Source organism: Streptomyces sp. NPDC043680 (genome assembly GCF_056436685.1).
Window position 1 is genome coordinate 358,394 of the sequence record NZ_JBWKCE010000002.1, and the last position, 17,241, is coordinate 375,634.

A 17,241-nucleotide genomic window follows, 5' to 3' on the forward strand; every position below is an offset into this window, starting at 1 on the left:
AGGTCTGCCCCGGGACATTCCCGTATGTATCTGGAGGAACAACCATGACCACCTTCGTGGACCGCGTCGAGCTGCATGTCGCCGCGGGTAACGGAGGCCACGGCTGCGCCTCCGTACACCGGGAGAAGTTCAAGCCGCTCGGCGGCCCCGACGGCGGCAACGGCGGCCGTGGCGGTGACGTGATCCTGGTGGTGGAGCAGTCCGTGACCACCCTGCTGGACTACCACCACAGCCCGCACCGCAAGGCCACCAACGGCAAGCCCGGCGAGGGCGGCAACCGCTCCGGCAAGGACGGCCAGGACCTGGTCCTGCCCGTACCGGACGGCACCGTCGTCCTCGACAAGCAGGGCAACGTCCTCGCCGACCTCGTCGGCCAGGGCACCACCTACGTCGCCGCCGAGGGCGGCCGCGGCGGCCTCGGCAACGCGGCGCTGGCCTCCGCCCGCCGCAAGGCACCCGGTTTCGCGCTCCTCGGCGTCCCCGGCACCGCCGGCGACATCGTCCTGGAGCTCAAGACCGTCGCCGACGTGGCCCTCGTGGGCTTCCCGAGCGCCGGCAAGTCCTCGCTGATCTCGGTGCTCTCCGCCGCCAAGCCGAAGATCGCGGACTACCCCTTCACCACCCTGGTCCCCAACCTCGGTGTCGTGACCGCCGGTTCGACCGTCTACACGATCGCCGACGTCCCCGGCCTGATCCCGGGCGCCAGCCAGGGCAAGGGCCTCGGCCTGGAGTTCCTGCGCCACGTCGAGCGCTGCTCGGTGCTGGTGCACGTCCTGGACACCGCCACCCTGGAGTCCGACCGCGACCCCGTCTCCGACCTCGACGTCATCGAGGAGGAGCTCAAGCAGTACGGCGGCGGCCTGGAGAACCGTCCGCGCCTGGTCGTCCTCAACAAGGTGGACATCCCGGACGGGCAGGAGCTCGCCGACATGATCCGCCCCGACCTGGAGGCGCGCGGCTACAAGGTCTTCGAGGTCTCCGCGGTCGCCCGCACGGGCCTGAAGGAGCTCTCCTACTTCCTCGCGGAGGTCGTCGCCAAGGCGCGCGCCCGCAAGCCCAAGCAGGAGGCGACCCGGATCGTCATCCGCCCGAAGGCCGTGGACGACGCCGGCTTCACCGTGACCTACGACGAGGTCGAGGACGTCTACCAGGTGCGCGGCGAGAAGCCGGAGCGCTGGGTGCGCCAGACCGACTTCAACAACGACGAGGCCGTGGGCTACCTGGCCGACCGCCTCAACCGCCTCGGCGTCGAGGACGCGCTGATGAAGGCCGGCGCCCGTGCGGGCGACGGCGTCGCCATCGGAACCGACGAGAACGCCGTGGTCTTCGACTGGGAGCCGACCATGATGGCCGGCGCCGAGATGCTGGGCCGCCGCGGTGAGGACCACCGCATGGAGGCCCCGCGTCCGGCCACCCAGCGCCGCAAGGAGAAGGAAGCCCGCCGCGGGGACGCGGCGCAGCAGGAGTACGACGAATTCCGGCCCTTCTGACCTGGGATTCTGTCGTTCTTGCGGTGCGGGAGACGGTGTTGAAGTGATGTTTACCCCGGTCGCCTAGGATCCACCGGGTGAGCAGCACCATTCCTCCCAGCGTTTCCGTCGTGGTGATCGCGTACAACGACGCCGTGCTCGTGGGCGAGGCCGTCGCCTCGGCCCTCGCCCAGGGCCCGGCCGTCGCCGAGGTGATCGCCGTCAACGACGCCTCGGCCGACGGCACCGCGCGGGTGCTGGACGAGCTGGCGGCCGTCCATCCCCGCCTCAAGGTCGTGCACCGCGCGGAGAACAGCGGCGGCTGCGGCACCCCGCGCAACGACGGGATCGCAGCCGCGACCTCCCCGTACGTCCTCTTCCTCGACAGCGACGACGTCCTGCCGCCGGGAGCGGTCGACGCCCTGCTGCGGGCCGCCGAGGAGCACCGCGCGCCGGTCACGGTCGGCGCGTGCGTGCGCCGTGAGCTGCCGCAGTACCACGACGTGCCGTGGGTGCCGGGGCTCTACACCCCGGGGGACGTGATCGAGCGGCCCGCGGACCGGCCCGAGCTGGTCCGCGACACCCTCTGCGTCAACAAGCTGTACGACCGGTCCTTCCTGGAAAAGCATGCGATCCGCTTTCCCGACGGCCGGTTCGTCTACGAGGACTTCGTCTTCACCGCGCGCGTCCTCGCCGCCGCCCCGCGCATCGCCGTCATCGGCGACCTCGTCTACGTGTGGCACGTGCGCCGCAGCGCCGCCCAGGTGTCGATCTCGCTGGACCGCAAGGACGTGGACAACTGGCGCTCCCGCATCGAGGCCCACCGTGCCGCCGCCCGGATCATCGCCGAGTCCTCCCCGGAGCTGGGCCGCGCCTGCCAGGTGAAGTTCCTGGAGTACGACCTGCGCATGTACCTGCGCGAGCTCGGCGGCGACCCCGGCTACCAGGCCGCCTGGTGGACCCTGACCCGCGATTACCTGGCCGGTTTCGACGAGGCCGTCATCGAGGCCGCCGGCGCGCACGCCCGCTGGATCGTCCGGGTGCTGCTGGCCACGGAGGCCCCGCCCGCCGACGTCGAGCGGCTGACCCGCTTCGCCGCCGAGCCGCCCCGCCTCCTGCCCCCGTACGCGACCGGCCCCGACGGCGGGCCCGTGTGGAGCGAGGAGCTCCCCGTCGCGCTGGACCGGCTGGCCGAGCTGGCGGTGGACGAACTGCCCGTCACCATCGATGCCGAGCCGGCCGGTGCGGCCGCGCTGCGGATCCGGGTACGCGACCTGTACCGGCGCCTCGCCGCGGCCGGTCCGCACACCGCCCGCCTGAACTTCGTCCCCCGGTCGGGTGGTGAGCCGGTGCTTGGCCGGCCCGTGGAGCTGCGACCCGCCGCGGACGGCGACGGGTGGACCGCCGAGCTGCCGTTCCACCTCACGGCCGTGGCCGCGGCCGGACGGCGCCAGGGACGCCGCGGGATGCAGGCCTGGGGCGTGCAGATCGGCGTGGAGTGCCGCGACGGGAGCTCCCTGACCACCTCCCCGCGCCCCCTGCCGGGCCTGCTCCACCGCCGGGCCCTGCCCAGCAGCAGGTACGGTGTTCTGCTGGCGCAGCCGTTCCGTACGGGCGGGGGATCCCTGGCCCTGCGGCTCGCGCCGGGTGCCGCGGGCGCGCTGAGCCTCGTGCGCAGCCGCCTTCACCGGGCCAAGGCCGGCCGCGGGGCGCAGTAGGAAAGCCGGTGATCGCCACGATCGCCGAGGATCAAGACACTCGGGAGTACGCATGACCTTTCTGATCACCGGTGGCGCCGGCTACATCGGCTCGCACGTCGTCCGCGCGATGCTGCTCGCAGGGGAGAAGGTCGTCGTCCTCGACGACCTGTCCACGGGCAACGAGGACCGCGTCCCGGAGGGCGTCCCGCTGGTGATCGGCTCGGTCCTGGACCGGCTGGTCCTGGACGAGGCGATGGCCGAGCACAAGATCACCGGCGTGGTGCACCTGGCGGGCAAGAAGCAGGTCGGCGAGTCCGTCGAGAAGCCGCTGTACTACTACCACGAGAACGTGGAGGGCCTTCAGGTCCTGCTGGGCGCGGTGGCGGCCGCGGGCGTGCGCAACTTCCTGTTCTCCTCCTCCGCCTCGGTGTACGGCATGCCCGACGTGGACCTGGTCACCGAGGAGACCCCCTGCGCGCCGCTGAGCCCGTACGGCGAGACCAAGCTGGCCGGTGAGTGGCTGGTCCGCGCGGCCGGCAAGGCGCACGGCATCTCCACCGCCTGCCTGCGCTACTTCAACGTGGCCGGCGCCGCCACCCCCGAGCTCGCGGACACCGGGGTCTACAACCTGGTCCCGATGGTCTTCGAGCGCTTCGACAAGGGCGAGGGCGCCCGGATCTTCGGCGACGACTACCCGACCCCCGACGGCACCTGCATCCGCGACTACATCCACGTCGAGGACCTCGCCGAGGCCCACGTGGTGGCGGCCCGCAAGCTCGTCGAGTGGGGGGCGACCGGCGACTACCGCGACCTCACCGTCAACATCGGCCGCGGCGAGGGCGTCTCCGTACGGGAGATGGCCCAGCTGCTGAACGAGGGCACCGGGCACACCCACGAGCCGGTGGTCGTCCCGCGCCGCCCCGGCGACCCGGCCAAGGTCGTGGCCTCGGCCGACAAGATCGCCGCCGAGCTGGGCTGGAAGGCCAAGCACGACGTGCGCGAGATGATCACCTCGGCCTGGGCGGGCTGGGAGGCCAACCGCAAGGGCACCCTGCACCACGCCGAGCGCTAGGCCCCTTCCGTACGAAGCCGCCCGCCCCGGTCATCTCCGGGGCGGGCGGCTTCGTACGCGCGGTGCGGGGGCTCAGCGCTCCAGGAACGCGAACAGCTCTTCCCACCGGTCGGTGATCTCGGCACTGGAATACCGCTGCACCGCCCGGAAGGCATTGTCGCCGAGCCGGTCGCGCAGCGCACGGTCGGCCATCAGGGTGCGCAGGTGCCCGGCCAGCTCCATCGTGTTGCCGAGCCGCGCCAGCAGCCCGTCCTCACCGTCGCGCACGATCTCCCGTACGCCGGGCGCACAGTCGAACGCGGCCGCGGGGACGCCCGCCGCCATCGCCTCCAGCAGCGTGATCGGGAAGCCTTCGGCCCGGGAGGCCTGTGCGAAGACCGAGGCCCCGCGCAGCGCGCCCAGCACGTCGTCCGTGCTGCCCATCCACTCCACGGAGTCGTCCAGCCCGAGCGCGGTGCAGTGCGCCCGCAGCGCCTGCTCCTCGACGCCCGCTCCGTAGATCCGCAGGACCCAGTCGGGGTGGTGCGGGGCGACGTCCGCCCACGCGTCGAGCAGCAGGTCCACGCCCTTCTCGAAGGCGAGGCGGCCGACGCTAGCGACGACCTTCCCGCTGCGGGGCGCGGGGGAGTCCGGCATGAACGGCAGCGGGTTCGGCATGCTGGCCACGTTCTCCATGCCCGCCCGGATCCACAGGTCCGCGTCCTCGGGGGTCAGCACCAGCAGCCGGTCGACCTCGGAGTAGAAGCGGCGCACCCGCTCACCGCGGGTGGACTTCTGGCTGGCTTCGAAGGACTCATGGCTCATGCCGATGACGCTGAGCCCCTTGGTGTCGGCCAGCGCCACCCACTCCATCGCCCACACCTGCGTGACGATGACCACTCCGCCCGGGCGGGCCTGGCGCAGCAGCCCGCTCAGCTGCTCCGCCTTGGCCCGCATCAGCGCCCGCCGGGCCGCCTGTCGGCGCCGCTCGGGGGCGTTCAGCCGGCCCTTGATGCCGCGCAGGCGGCGCGCCTTCGGCGGGTGGCTGTCGTACAGGGTGGTCATCTCGTACGGCAGGTACGCCGGCAGCTTCTGCCGGATCTCCTCGGCGACGGGCGCGATGCCGACGATGTGCACCCGGTGCCCGCGGTCGGTGAACAGCCGGGCCATCTGGTGGGACCAGGTGGTCACGCCGCCGAGCTCGTCGACGCTGTTGGAGACGATGAAGACGTCGCGGCCGCCGGGGTGTTCGGTGGCCGCGACGGACGTGGCGGTCTGCTGGCTCACTTGCCGCTCCCGGTGAAGAACTTCTCGACGATCTGGCGGGCGGCGTCCCCGCGGTCGTACTCGCCGAACTCGGCGAGGAAACGCTGGCGGGCCTCCGCGTACTTGGCGTCCGCCTCCTCGAAGGCGGCGATGGCCTGGAGGAGTTCGTCCGCCGTGGCCACCACGGGCCCCGGGGCCTTCTCCTTCAAGTCGAAGTACGTGCCGCGGATGTCGTTCGCGTACTCCTCGTAGTCGTACGCGAAGAACAGCATCGGCCGGTCCAGGACCGCGTAGTCGAACATCACGGAGGAGTAGTCGGTGATCAGCCCGTCGGCGAGCGCCAGCAGCGGGGTGATGTCATGGTGGCGGGAGACGTCGACGACCCGGCCCGCGACCGACGGGGGCAGCGTGACGCTGTTGAGGTAGTGGGTGCGCACCAGCAGCGTGAAGCGGTCGCCGAGCCGGTCCGCGAACTCCTCCACGTCGAAGGGGAAGGTGAAGCCCTCCACCGCACCGTCGGCGCCGGCCCGGAACGTCGGCGCGTACAGCAGCACCTTCTTCTCCGGGTCGATGCCCAACTCGGCGGCGAGCGGGCCGCGCACCCGCTCCCCGCTCTGCGTCTCGGCGCGGTGCGCCTCGACCAGGGCGTCGTTGCGCGGGTAGCCCGTGCGCAGCAGCACCTCGTCGCGCAGCCGGAAACCCTTCGCGAGGGTGCGGGCGTCGTGCTCCGAGCGGATCAGGAAGTGGTCGAAGCGGTCGACGGCCGCCTGGAAGCGGTCCTGGCCGGCCTTGCCCTGCGCCTTGGTGCGGGGCTCGTGGAAGCCCATCCGCTTGAGCGCGGAGCCGTGCCAGGTCTGGATGTAGGTGGTGCCGGGGCGCTTGGCGAGGGCCAGCGGGAAGCCCTGGTTGTCGACCCAGAACTCGGCCTGCGCCAGCGCCCGCAGGTACGCCCAGCTCCAGCGCTTGACCAGGGTGGCTTCCTTGGGGAAGCCGGTGGGCTTGGCCCCGGCGTAGGACCAGACCGCCTCGAAGGGGACGCCCTGGCGGACCATCTCCTCGTAGATCGCCTTCGGGCTGTCGCTGTACTGCTTGCCCATGTGGCTCTCGAAGACGACCGTGCCCTTCTTGACGGGCAGCTTAGAGAAGACCTCGTGGTAGACCTTCACCTTCTGCTCGCCGGAGCCGAGGTTGCGGCGCGCCCGCAGGGCCCTGCGCAGGCTCCGCTTGACCAGGCCCGCGGTCCGCCCGTGCATGGCGCTGCCGATCAGCGTCTGGGTGCGTACGGCGGCGGCGCTCTCGGCGGTCAGGACGTAGGAGAGGTTGCCCTTCTTGGTGACCTCGGGCTCGAAGCGGTCGGAGACCAGCCGGGTCAGCCGCGGGCGTACGCGCAGCCGGGCCGCCGACTCCAGGTCCACCCCGCCGACCGAGACGCGGGTGGTCAGGCGGTCGTCGCCGGCCGTCAGCTTCAGGCGGACGTCCCAGACGGCGTCGATGATGCCGAGGGGGCGGACGGTGCTGCCGATGTCCGCGGTGGCGGTCCACTCGATCGTGTCACCGGCGTGGCGCACGGTTGCCACCGGGAAGCTGAAAGAGCGGACGCCGATCTGCCGGCGGGCCCGGAACTCCAGCGAGGCCGTGAGTTCCGCTTCCGGGGCGATCCGGCCCAGCGGGTTCACCACCGCGCCGGACAGGGTGACGGTGCCGCGCCCGTCGTCCTCGTAGGAGGTCAGGCGGTTGCCGAGGCACAGGGAGGTGAGCGGGGCGGTGTGGAAGCCCTGCTCGGTCACGTCCAGTATCCGGCGGGCCTCGTGGTCGGCCGGGTCGTCGATGTGCTGCGCACACCAGTAGATCCGCCCGTCGCGCTCGGCGAGCGGCGAGGAGAGCCGGCCCTTGTTGGTCATGGCGTCGGCGGCCGGAAGCAGGTTGTCCCAGTCCTCCTTGCCCAGCAGGTAGGCGCAGATCGCCTGGAGGTACGTGACGTTCTCGTACGCGGCGGGGTCGATGCCGGCCAGGTAGCCGTTGGCGAGGCGGGCGAACTCCTGGCGGTAGGCGTCGCTCAGCAGGGGCAGGTCGCGCAGGTGCAGCACCAGGTCGTGCTTGAGGAACTTGGCGTCCTTCGCGGTCCGGATCCCGGTGTGGCCCTTGGTGGCCAGCAGTTCGTCGACGCGGCGGTGGATCTCCATCCGGTGGGCGAAGTTGGCGATCTCGTGGCGGCGGTTGCTGATCGACTTCGCCGCGGCCTTCTCCACCACGTTCCAGTAGTAGACGTGGTTCGGGATCAGGGTGATGCGGCGGGCGGCCACGTACGCCTGGGCGGAGAACAGCAGGTCCTCGTAGTGGATGCCGACCGGGAACTCCAGGCCCTGCTCCAGCAGGAACGCGCGCCGGTAGCACTTGTTCGTGGAGAGGGTGTCGTAGACCAGCAGGTCGGGGTCCTCGGTGATCGACTCCAGCGTGCGGGTGCGGGAGTAGATCCACGGGTACCACTCAGTGGTCTTGCCCCACCGGTTGTCGAGGTGCACGCGCACGCACATGCCGGAGACCAGGTCGGAACCGGTCCGCTCGGCAGCCGCCAGCATGTTGCGGCAGGCGTTCCGTTCCAGCACGTCGTCGCTGTCCAGGAACATGACGTACGTGCCGGTCGCCTGCTGGATGCCGTGGTTGCGGGGCGCCCCGCAACCACCGCTGTTCTCCGGCAGCCGGAAGGCCCGCACCCTGCCCGGGTGTGCGGCTTCGAGCTCCTGGGCGACCGAGTATGACCGGTCCTTGCTGCAGTCGTCGACGATCACGACTTCGACCCCGTGCAGGGTCTGGTCCAAAACCGACTGGACGGCTGTCGGCAGACGCTCTGCGTCGTTGTAGACGATGACGACCACGGAGACGTCAGGCACGTGCACCTCGATCCCTTTGTTCCATTCCGCTTATCCCGTCCAAGCTACCGTGTGCCGCACTCACCTCAGGCAGCCCGACCCTCGGCGTGCATACTTCTAAGGAAGAGGTGAGTGGCGGGTCCGGTCGCCGACAATCACCCGTTCGGACCCAGCAGGAAGTGTTCATGACGAAGCTGTCCGTAGTCGTCCCTTGCTACAACGAAGAAGCCGTCATCGACAGCTTCGACGTCGAGATCCGCAGGGTCCTGGACTCCCTCCCCGTCGAGTACGAGGTCTGCTACGTCGACGACGGCAGCCGCGACGCCACCCTCGCCAAGCTCCGCAAGATCGCCGCCGAGCACGGCGACCGTACCCGCTACGTGTCCTTCAGCCGCAATTTCGGCAAGGAGGCCGGCATGCTCGCCGGCCTGCGCGAGGCCACCGGCGACGCCGTCGTGATCATGGATGCGGACCTCCAGCACCCGCCGGAGCTCATCGCGACCATGCTCGACTACTACCGGCAGGGCCACGACCAGATCATCGCCCGGCGCACCCGCGAGGGCGACAAGAAGGTCCGCTCGGTGCTCAGCCGCCTCTACTACCGCGGGGTCAACCGCTGGGTCGACGTCGAACTCACCGACGGCGTCGGCGACTTCCGGATGCTGTCCCGGCCCGCCGTCGACGCCCTGCTCTCGCTGCCGGAGTACAACCGCTTCTCCAAGGGGCTCTTCTCCTGGATCGGCTTCGACACCGTCCACTTCGACTACCGCAACGCCCAGCGCGAGGCGGGCGAGACGAAGTGGAAGTTCGGCTCCCTGCTGAACTACGCCATGGACGGGCTGATCTCCTTCAACAACCGCCCGCTGCGCATCGGCATCTGGGCGGGCGTGTCGCTGGTGGGGCTGGCCGCCCTGTACGCGCTGTGGATCGCCGTCATGGCCATGACCCACGGGGTCGACGCCCCCGGCTACGTCACCCTCGTCGCGATCATCGTCGGCATCGGCGGCGTTCAGATGATCATGCTGGGCCTGATCGGCGAGTACATCGGACGTATCTACTACGAGACCAAGCGCCGGCCGCACTTCCTGGTCAAGGAGGCGCACGGCGCGGACCCCCACGCCCGGCCCGCCCCGCAGCCTGCCGGGGCGGAACGCGAACGGGGCGGTCTGTCGGCCGGCCGGCCGACCGTCTCCGCCGAGCGCGACGGGCGCTGAACGATGAGAGAGCAGCTCGGCCAGATCTTCCGCTTCGCCCTCGTCGGCGGCGTCAACACCGGCACCTTCTTCGGCATCTACCTGCTCCTGCACCCCTGGATGCCGTACTTCCTCGCCTACACCCTGGCCTTCCTGCTGGCGATGGTCGGCTCGTTCTTCATGAACACCTACTTCACCTACCGGACGAAGCCGACGTGGAAGAAGTTCCTGCTCTTCCCGCTGACGAACGTCACCAACTACGTGATCCAGTCCGCCGGCCTCTACGCCCTGGTCACCTGGGCCGGGATGGACACCCGGATCGCGCCGCTGGTCGCCGCCGTCGTCGCCATCCCGTTCACCTACCTGCTCTCCCGCAGGATCCTGGTGCCGGGAGCCGCCCGGGCCGAGGAGCCGCAGCCCTCGCCGTCGGCGCGGTCCACGGTCTGAAACCCCCGCGCAGGCGCTCGCGCCCACCCCGTAGATTGAGGTGGCAGACGTAGACGGACCGGCAAGGCGTACCGGCAAGGGGCAAGGGGACAGACGTGTCAGCGGCTAGGCAGGGTGTCGTGGACGCCCGCAGGATCGTGGTCAAGGTCGGCTCCTCCTCCCTGACCACCGCGGCCGGCGGACTCGACGCGGACCGGGTGGACGCCCTGGTCGACGTCCTGGCCAAGGCCCGCAGCGGCGGTGAGAAGGAGATCGTCCTCGTCTCCAGCGGGGCCATCGCCGCCGGGCTCTCCCCGCTCGGCCTGCGCCGGCGCCCCAAGGACCTGGCCCGGCAGCAGGCCGCCGCGAGTGTCGGCCAGGGTCTGCTCGTGGCCCGGTACACCGCCTCCTTCGCCCGCTACGGCATCCGCGTCGGCCAGGTCCTGCTGACCACCGACGACACCAGCCGGCGCGCCCACTACCGCAACGCGTACCGGACCCTGGACCAGCTGCTCGCCATGGGCGCACTGCCGGTCGTCAACGAGAACGACACCGTCGCCACGGACGAGATCCGCTTCGGCGACAACGACCGGCTCGCCGCCCTCGTCGCCCACCTGGTCCGCGCCGACCTCCTCGTCCTGCTCTCCGACGTCGACGGCCTCTACGACGGCGACCCCTCGCAGCCCGGAACCACCCGGATCGAGGAAGTGCGCGGGCCCGAGGACATCGCGCACGTCTCGATCGGCAGCGCCGGCAAGGCCGGGGTCGGCACCGGTGGCATGGTCACCAAGGTCGAGGCCGCGCGGATCGCCGCGGCGGCCGGGATCCCCGTCGTCCTCACCTCCGCCAGCCAGGCGGCCGACGCGCTGTCCGCCCGCGCGACGGGCACCCTCTTCCACGCCACCGGGCGCCGCTCGGCGGACCGCCTGCTGTGGCTCCAGCACGCCTCGACCCCGCAGGGGCACCTGGTCCTCGACGAGGGCGCCGTCCGCGCGGTCACCGAGCGCGGCAGCTCGCTGCTGCCCGCCGGGATCGCAGCCGTCGAGGGCGAGTTCACCGCCGGCGACCCGGTGGAACTGCGCGCCCCCGACGGCCGGGCCGTCGCCCGGGGACTCGTCAACTTCGACGCCAGGGAACTCCCGCAGCTGCTGGGGCGCTCCACGCGCGAGCTGGCGCAGGAACTCGGACCGGAGTACGAACGGGAGGTCGTCCACCGGGACGATCTGGTCCTGCTGCAGGGCTGAGGTTCGGCAAAACCGCCGCGCGGAGGGCCGGGGACTGGTCAACTGTGAGGGGCGGACACGCATGGGCGCAGACAGGAGGCGGCTGGTGAGACGAGCGCTGACCAGCATCAGCGGCGGCGGGGACGAGCAGGACGAAGCCTCGCGCCTCTGGCACGTCACCCTGAGCGTCTCCGGCAAGCCGGCGCCGCTGTCGGAGGTGCGGCGCGGGCTGGAGCAACTGGCACACGACCATCCCTTCCTGCTGACGAGCCGGTACGCCGACGACCACGCGGAGATCCGGTACTGGGAGGAGGCCCGCGACCTCCACGACGCGGCGGCCGTCGCCCTGCGGCTCTGGGGCGAACACCGCTCCTCGGCGCAGCTCCCGCCGTGGGAGATCGTCGGCCTGGAGGTCATCGACCGCGCCACCTACCACCTCCGCGTGGCGGAGGGCTACGGCCCGCCCCCGGCCCACCCCGTGGGCGTACACCCGTACTGACCCGTTCCACGCGTTCCGCCCGGTGGCCGCGGCCCCGGCCCCGGCGGGCCCCGGCGGCGCGGGCCCCGGCCGTCGGACGTGCCGCTGCGCGGGGCCGGACGTGTTCAGCCCGCGCGGCGTGTGAGCGCACCGGGCGCGGAGTGCCCGGAACCGGGTCCGGGCGGAGCTCGGCAAACGGTGAAAGGGCGGGCGGGGAGACGCTCCGCGCAGCGGGCTCCGGCCGGGGTGGGCCGGGACGGGGTCGGCGGGTCGGCGAGGTGTCTCGCGGGGTGGAAACCCCGCTCGGGCCGGTGGCGCCGGGGATTACCCTGGGCCGCATGACCTCGCTCGACGCCACCGCCTCGCCCGTCCTCGCCACCGCGCACCGCGCCCGTACCGCCGCCGCGGCCATCGCCCCGCTCCCGCGGTCCGCCAAGGACACCGCCCTGCTGGCCATCGCGGACGCGCTGGAGGCCCGTACGGCCGAGATCGTCGAGGCCAACGCCGAGGACATCGCCAAGGCCCGCGCAGCCGGCACCAGCGAGACCGTCGTCGACCGCCTCACCCTCACCCCCGACCGCGTCGCGGCCATCGCCTCCGACGTGCGCGACGTCGCCGCCCTCCCCGACCCCGTCGGCGAGGTCGTCCGCGGCTCGACCCTTCCCAACGGCATCGACCTGCGCCAGATCCGCGTCCCCCTCGGCGTGGTCGGCATCATCTACGAGGCCCGCCCCAACGTCACCGTCGACGCGGCCGCCCTGTGCCTGAAGTCCGGCAACGCTGTCCTCCTGCGCGGCAGCTCCTCCGCCTACGCCTCCAACACCGCCCTGGTCGCGATCCTGCGCGACGCCGTCGAGAGCACCGGCATCCCCGCGGACGCGATCCAGCTCGTGCCCGGCGAGTCCCGCGACTCCGTCCGCGAGCTGATGCGGGCCCGCGGCCTCGTCGACGTCCTCATCCCGCGCGGCGGCGCCTCCCTCATCAAGACCGTCGTCGAGGAGTCCACCGTTCCGGTCATCGAGACCGGTACCGGCAACTGCCACGTCTACGTGGACGCCCAGGCCGACCTCGACATGGCCGTGGACATCCTCGTCAACTCCAAGGCCCAGCGGCCCTCCGTCTGCAACTCCGCCGAGACCCTCCTCGTCCACCGCGACATCGCGGACGCCTTCCTGCCGCGGGCCCTCGACGCCCTCGCCGAGGCCGGCGTCACCGTCCACGGCGACGCACGCGTCCTCGCGGCCGCCCAGGACTCCAAGGCCACCGCGCTCCCGGCCACCGACGAGGACTGGGCCGCCGAGTACCTCTCCTACGACATCGCCGCCGCCGTCGTGGACTCCCTCGACGACGCCGTCGGCCACATCCGCCGCTGGACCTCCGGGCACACCGAGGCGATCGTCACCACCTCGCAGGCCGCCGCGCGCCGCTTCACCCAGCTGGTCGACTCGACCACCGTGGCCGTGAACGCCTCCACCCGGTTCACGGACGGCGGACAGTTCGGCTTCGGTGCCGAGATCGGCATCTCCACCCAGAAGCTGCACGCCCGCGGCCCCATGGGCCTTCCGGAACTGACCTCCACCAAGTACATCGTCACCGGCGACGGTCACATCCGGTAACCGGGCCCCGCACACCGGGTGGCCGGATTTCGCGCATGCCCTGCCCAAAGCAGCCCACCGGGTCTACGCTGAGGCTGTGCCGGACGACGTGGGGGGCAAATTCCCGGACGACGGGGAGCCCGACGACGACCGCGGAGGCGCGGATCAGGACTTCGCCTCCGTGGTGTTCGACGAGGACTTCGTCCGGAGCGCCGAGATCCATGAACCCAGTGCCGCGGAGCGCCAGCGCGCCGCCGACTTGGCGCGCGCCGAGGCGGAAGCCGCCCGCGCCGTGGCAGGCGGCTGGACGGGCGACGAGGACCACGACCGGTACGGCTACGGCCACGCCGACGGGTACGGCCTCGACGAGCCCGACGGCTGGGAGCGCGGCCACGGCGGCTGGGGAGACGGACCGTACGGGGCCTACGGCGGCAGCCTGCGGCCCTACCGCGGCCGCTCGCCCTGGCTCCGGCCGGTCGCCTGGGTCCTCGCCGTCGTGATGGGCCTGGGCATGGTCGCCCTCGCCTTCAGCGCCGTCTACCGCAGCGCCTCGGGCGAGGCGGAACCCGCCCCCGCGCCCGCCAGCACCCCGCGGACGGAAGTCACCGGCGCCGGAGCGTTTATGTACCCCGTCGGCCGCCAACCCTGAAAGTACGACCCCGCTCCTCTTTCTCGGCGGAGCCGGGGGCTTCTCTGAAGCGGGGACAGCGGGGAGAAGCAATGGCCGTGCCAGGAGATCCACCCGACGGCACCCCCGAAGGCATCGGCGGGGGCGACGAGGAGTTCCGGTCGGACGAGTACCGGTCGGTGGTGTTCGACGAGGACTTCGTCCGCGCTGCCCGGCTCCAGGAGTACTCCGCCGAGGAGCGCATGGGCGAGCATGCCCGGGCCGTGCGCAGCCGCTCCATCTGGTCGGGCGCCGGCCCCTCCCGGCCCCGGACGGGCACCCCGGGCCGCGGCGCACGGCAGGGCATGGTGCTCGTGCTGCTGATCGCCGTGGCCTTCGCCGCGGCCGTCTACATGGGCCTGCGCAACCCGGCCCTGCCGCAGGGGGAGGCCCGTACCGAGCCGCTCTCCAGCACGGTCGTGCCCCTCGCGCCCACCACCCCCGTGCCCGGCGGGCGCCCCATCGACCTGTACGCGGCCGGCCCGGCGGCCGACTACCGCGTCGGGGCGGCCGGGATCACCCTGCCCGCCGTCCGCCGCACCCCGCATTTCACCGACGCCCAGGTGGTCACCGCCCTGTCCGTCGCCAAGGACTACCTGGTGCAGTCCTCCATGGACCCGGACGTACTGGCCGGCGCCGCTTCCCGGCCCGTACGGGTCCTGCTCGACCCGGACCAGGTGGCCCAGTTCGACCGCAGCATGACCTCGCCCTCCGGTGACGGGCGCCACGCGGCCACCGGCTGGCTGGTCCGCTTCGACCCGGGCACCGCCGTCCTCGCCGACTCCCGGGTCCGGGTGAGCGGCACCCTCGTCTTCGACGAGGTGTCCCCGGACGTGCTGGAGGTGTTCACCGATCACACCTTCGTGTACGCGGTGCGCCCCGCCACCGGGGCCCCGGCCGCCGCCGACGGCGCCTCGCTCTTCACGGTCCGGCGCGAGCTGCGGCTGCGCTTCGACCGGGAGGACCTCGCGGTCCGGCGGGCGGAGCTGGTGACCGCCTACGTGATGGCCGGCCCGCAGGACTGCGCCACCGACCCCGCCGCAGGCTTCCGCCCGCTCCTGGCCGGAGCCGGCCCGACCACGGTCGGCCCGCCCGCGAGCGACCCGTACGCCAGCGGGCACCCCCGCCGCACCGCCGGGCTCTGCGGCGTACTGGCGCCGACGGCGAGCACGCCGCCGACCCAGCCCGTCAGCCCTGCCCCGTAGTCCCCTTGCCCTTGCCGTCCGCGTCCGGGTCGGAGGCACGGGCGGCCCCCGCACCGGCGGCTCCCGTGAACTTGTCGCGGAGCCGGCCGCCCAGGTCGCCCGCCCCGCCGGCGATGTCGCCCACCAGCTTCATCAGCGGATCCTTGCTGGTGCGCACGGACTCGGCGTAGTGCGCGGCGGACTCCCGGAACGAGTCCGTCACCGAGGTGTCCGGGTCCTCGTCCCGCCGCGGGTAGTGCCCGTCCATGATCCGCTGGTGGTCCCGGCTCTGCGACCACTTCTTCAGCTCCGCGGCCCGCACGGTCGTGAAGGGATGCGTCCGCGGCAGCATGTTGAGGATCTTCAGCACGGAGTCGCGCAGGTCGCCGCTCTGCTCGTACTCCTCGGCCTGGGCCAGGAAGGCGTCCACATTCATCTCGTGGAGGTGGTGGCCTCCCGCCAGCTTCATCAGCCCCCGCATCGAGGCGTTCACGTCCTGCCCGACGAGCAGCCCCGCCCGGTCCGCCGACAACTCTGACTTGCGGAACCACTCCCGCAGCGCCGTCACGATCGCCGTGATCGCCACATTGCCCAGCGGGATCCAGGCGACCTTCAGCGCGAGGCCGGTCAGGAACAGCAGCACGGTGCGGTACACGGAGTGCCCCGACAGCGCGTGGCCCACCTCGTGGCCCACCACCGCCCGCATCTCCTCCTCGTCCAGCAGCTCCACCAGGGCCGTGGTCACGACGATGATCGGCTCGTCCAGGCCGATGCACATGGCATTCGGCTTCGGGTCCTGCTGCACGTACATCTGCGGGACCTTCTCCAGGTCCAGGATGTAACAGGCGTCGCGGAGCATGGCGTACAGGTGCGGGAACTGGGTCTCGCCCACCCGCACCGAGTCCGACAGGAACAGCAGCCGCAGGCTGCGCTCCGGAAGCAGCCCGCTCAGGGCCTTGAAGACGGTGTCGAACCCGCTCAGCTTGCGCAGCGCGACCAACGCCGAGCGGTCCGCCGGGTGCTCGTACGCCCGTGACGAAATCCCCGGGAACCTCCTGCGGTCCCGCGCCGGTGCCTTCTCGAAAACCGTCCCGCTCATGACGCCCTCCCCCTCGATCGGCCAGTCTGCACGTGCGTCTATCCTCTCCAACGCCTGAGTCGGCGTGAGCGTGCCCCAGGCCCCCGCATACGATGTGAGCGAAGTCTCCGCTCGCTCCCCGACTCGATAGGTACCTGCCTGATGAGCCTCTCCACCACCGCCCACAATCTGGTCGTTCTCGCCTCGGAGGGTGCCGAGCAGCACGGCGGCGACCACGCAAGCCTGAACCCGTACCTGACCGGCGGCGGCGCGCTGTTCATCCTGCTGCTCATGCTCTGGGTGACCACGCGCCTGAACCGCGACCGCTAGAGCCCGGCCGACGCCGTCGCGCCCGCGTGTCGCGTACAAGCCCGAAGGCCGGTCCGGCTCGCTCCACCGGGCCAGTAGGCTCTGCGCTCATGGGAGAGCAGGAGATGCCTACCGGCCCGGTCAAGCGCCGGCTCGGCGTGATGGGCGGGACGTTCGACCCGATCCACCACGGACACCTGGTGGCCGCCAGCGAGGTGGCCGCCCTGTTCCACCTCGACGAGGTGGTGTTCGTGCCGACGGGCCAGCCGTGGCAGAAGTCGCAGCGGGCCGTGTCCCCGGCCGAGGACCGCTACCTGATGACGGTCATCGCGACGGCCTCGAACCCCCAGTTCTCGGTGAGCCGCATCGACATCGACCGCGGCGGGCCGACGTACACGATCGACACCCTGCGGGACCTGAGCGCGCTCAACCAGGAAGCCGACCTGTTCTTCATCACCGGTGCCGACGCCCTCGCCCAGATCCTGACCTGGCGCAACGCCGACGAGCTGTTCTCGCTCGCCCATTTCATCGGAGTGACCCGGCCGGGCCACGTCCTCACCGACGACGGACTGCCCGAGGGCGGGGTCTCCCTGGTCGAGGTGCCCGCACTGGCGATCTCGTCCACGGACTGCCGTGCGCGGGTCGCCAAGGGGGACCCGGTCTGGTACCTGGTGCCCGACGGTGTGGTGCGCTACATCGACAAGCGTGAGCTGTACCGGGGAGCCTGAGCTT

The 17,241-nt window shown here is 71.8% G+C and carries 15 protein-coding genes; 12 read left to right on the forward strand and 3 right to left on the reverse strand.

Annotated features, from left to right (window positions below; translation table 11 throughout):
- The first annotated feature begins 44 nt into the window (after positions 1-44).
- The 3 genes from obgE to galE all read left to right on the forward strand — a co-directional run bounded on the left by obgE (position 45) and on the right by galE (position 4,241).
- Positions 45-1,490 carry a GTPase ObgE gene (obgE, locus tag AC0666_RS04990; protein WP_468967920.1) on the forward strand — a complete coding sequence of 482 codons (1,446 nt, stop codon included), beginning with the start codon at positions 45-47 and terminating at the stop codon, positions 1,488-1,490.
- A gap of 77 nt (positions 1,491-1,567) precedes the next feature.
- Complete coding sequence (locus tag AC0666_RS04995; RefSeq protein WP_478707109.1) at positions 1,568-3,187, forward strand: glycosyltransferase family 2 protein; 1,620 nt, start codon at positions 1,568-1,570, stop codon at positions 3,185-3,187.
- Positions 3,188-3,239: 52 nt separating this feature from the next.
- A complete protein-coding gene (gene galE / locus AC0666_RS05000; RefSeq protein ID WP_468583010.1) occupies positions 3,240-4,241 on the forward strand; it encodes a UDP-glucose 4-epimerase GalE in 1,002 nt (333 codons plus the stop codon).
- 72 nt (positions 4,242-4,313) lie between these two features.
- On the opposite strand, the gene AC0666_RS05005 is transcribed toward galE, so the two are convergent.
- Both AC0666_RS05005 and AC0666_RS05010 read right to left on the reverse strand, forming a co-directional pair.
- A complete protein-coding gene (locus tag AC0666_RS05005) occupies positions 4,314-5,507 on the reverse strand; it encodes a glycosyltransferase (protein WP_478707110.1) in 1,194 nt (397 codons plus the stop codon).
- Positions 5,504-8,383, reverse strand: a complete 2,880-nt coding sequence (locus AC0666_RS05010; protein ID WP_478707111.1) for a bifunctional glycosyltransferase/CDP-glycerol:glycerophosphate glycerophosphotransferase — start codon at positions 8,381-8,383, stop codon at positions 5,504-5,506. Before AC0666_RS05010 ends, AC0666_RS05005 begins: the two co-directional genes overlap by 4 nt.
- A gap of 158 nt (positions 8,384-8,541) precedes the next feature.
- Here AC0666_RS05010 and AC0666_RS05015 point away from each other — a divergent pair, with 158 nt between their 5' ends.
- The 7 genes from AC0666_RS05015 to AC0666_RS05045 all read left to right on the forward strand — a co-directional run bounded on the left by AC0666_RS05015 (position 8,542) and on the right by AC0666_RS05045 (position 15,143).
- Entirely contained in the window at positions 8,542-9,570 is a 1,029-nt protein-coding gene (locus AC0666_RS05015) for a glycosyltransferase family 2 protein (protein ID WP_468583013.1), read from the forward strand.
- Positions 9,571-9,573: 3 nt separating this feature from the next.
- A complete protein-coding gene (locus AC0666_RS05020) occupies positions 9,574-9,996 on the forward strand; it encodes a GtrA family protein (protein WP_468583014.1) in 423 nt (140 codons plus the stop codon).
- Positions 9,997-10,091: 95 nt separating this feature from the next.
- A complete protein-coding gene (proB, locus tag AC0666_RS05025) occupies positions 10,092-11,219 on the forward strand; it encodes a glutamate 5-kinase (RefSeq protein WP_361713673.1) in 1,128 nt (375 codons plus the stop codon).
- 61 nt (positions 11,220-11,280) lie between these two features.
- Positions 11,281-11,697 carry a hypothetical protein gene (locus AC0666_RS05030; protein ID WP_361713675.1) on the forward strand — a complete coding sequence of 139 codons (417 nt, stop codon included), beginning with the start codon at positions 11,281-11,283 and terminating at the stop codon, positions 11,695-11,697.
- A 317-nt stretch (positions 11,698-12,014) separates the two neighbouring features.
- A complete protein-coding gene (locus tag AC0666_RS05035; protein WP_468967905.1) occupies positions 12,015-13,292 on the forward strand; it encodes a glutamate-5-semialdehyde dehydrogenase in 1,278 nt (425 codons plus the stop codon).
- A gap of 76 nt (positions 13,293-13,368) precedes the next feature.
- Complete coding sequence (locus AC0666_RS05040) at positions 13,369-13,920, forward strand: SCO2584 family spore wall biosynthesis protein (protein ID WP_468583018.1); 552 nt, start codon at positions 13,369-13,371, stop codon at positions 13,918-13,920.
- Between the two features lie 71 nt (positions 13,921-13,991).
- Positions 13,992-15,143: an SCO2583 family membrane protein gene (locus tag AC0666_RS05045; protein ID WP_468967900.1), complete on the forward strand. Its 1,152-nt coding sequence runs from the start codon at positions 13,992-13,994 to the stop codon at positions 15,141-15,143.
- Here AC0666_RS05045 and AC0666_RS05050 read toward each other — a convergent pair.
- On the reverse strand, positions 15,127-16,221 hold the full coding sequence (locus AC0666_RS05050; RefSeq protein ID WP_468967897.1) for a M48 family metallopeptidase: 1,095 nt from the start codon (positions 16,219-16,221) through the stop codon (positions 15,127-15,129). The two genes, AC0666_RS05045 and AC0666_RS05050, sit on opposite strands and share 17 nt — an antisense overlap.
- A gap of 141 nt (positions 16,222-16,362) precedes the next feature.
- Here AC0666_RS05050 and AC0666_RS05055 point away from each other — a divergent pair, with 141 nt between their 5' ends.
- Entirely contained in the window at positions 16,363-16,530 is a 168-nt protein-coding gene (locus AC0666_RS05055) for a hypothetical protein (RefSeq protein WP_468967895.1), read from the forward strand.
- An 89-nt stretch (positions 16,531-16,619) separates the two neighbouring features.
- Positions 16,620-17,237 (forward strand): nicotinate-nucleotide adenylyltransferase, encoded by a 618-nt coding sequence (gene nadD / locus AC0666_RS05060; protein ID WP_468967893.1) that lies wholly within the window; start codon positions 16,620-16,622, stop codon positions 17,235-17,237.
- Positions 17,238-17,241: the final 4 nt, after the last annotated feature.

What these genes read in the sequence shown, in the direction of transcription:
- AC0666_RS05020 (WP_468583014.1), top strand. Translation starts at nt 9,574, where the DNA reads ATGAGAGAGCAGCTCGGCCAGATCTTCCGCTTCGCCCTCGTCGGCGGC.
- AC0666_RS05035 (WP_468967905.1), top strand. Translation starts at nt 12,015, where the DNA reads ATGACCTCGCTCGACGCCACCGCCTCGCCCGTCCTCGCCACCGCGCAC.
- AC0666_RS05055 (WP_468967895.1), top strand. Translation starts at nt 16,363, where the DNA reads ATGAGCCTCTCCACCACCGCCCACAATCTGGTCGTTCTCGCCTCGGAG.
- AC0666_RS05015 (WP_468583013.1), top strand. Translation starts at nt 8,542, where the DNA reads ATGACGAAGCTGTCCGTAGTCGTCCCTTGCTACAACGAAGAAGCCGTC.
- AC0666_RS05050 (WP_468967897.1), bottom strand. Translation starts at nt 16,221, where the DNA reads ATGAGCGGGACGGTTTTCGAGAAGGCACCGGCGCGGGACCGCAGGAGG.
- AC0666_RS05030 (WP_361713675.1), top strand. Translation starts at nt 11,281, where the DNA reads ATGGGCGCAGACAGGAGGCGGCTGGTGAGACGAGCGCTGACCAGCATC.
- galE (WP_468583010.1), top strand. Translation starts at nt 3,240, where the DNA reads ATGACCTTTCTGATCACCGGTGGCGCCGGCTACATCGGCTCGCACGTC.
- AC0666_RS05045 (WP_468967900.1), top strand. Translation starts at nt 13,992, where the DNA reads ATGGCCGTGCCAGGAGATCCACCCGACGGCACCCCCGAAGGCATCGGC.
- nadD (WP_468967893.1), top strand. Translation starts at nt 16,620, where the DNA reads ATGGGAGAGCAGGAGATGCCTACCGGCCCGGTCAAGCGCCGGCTCGGC.
- obgE (WP_468967920.1), top strand. Translation starts at nt 45, where the DNA reads ATGACCACCTTCGTGGACCGCGTCGAGCTGCATGTCGCCGCGGGTAAC.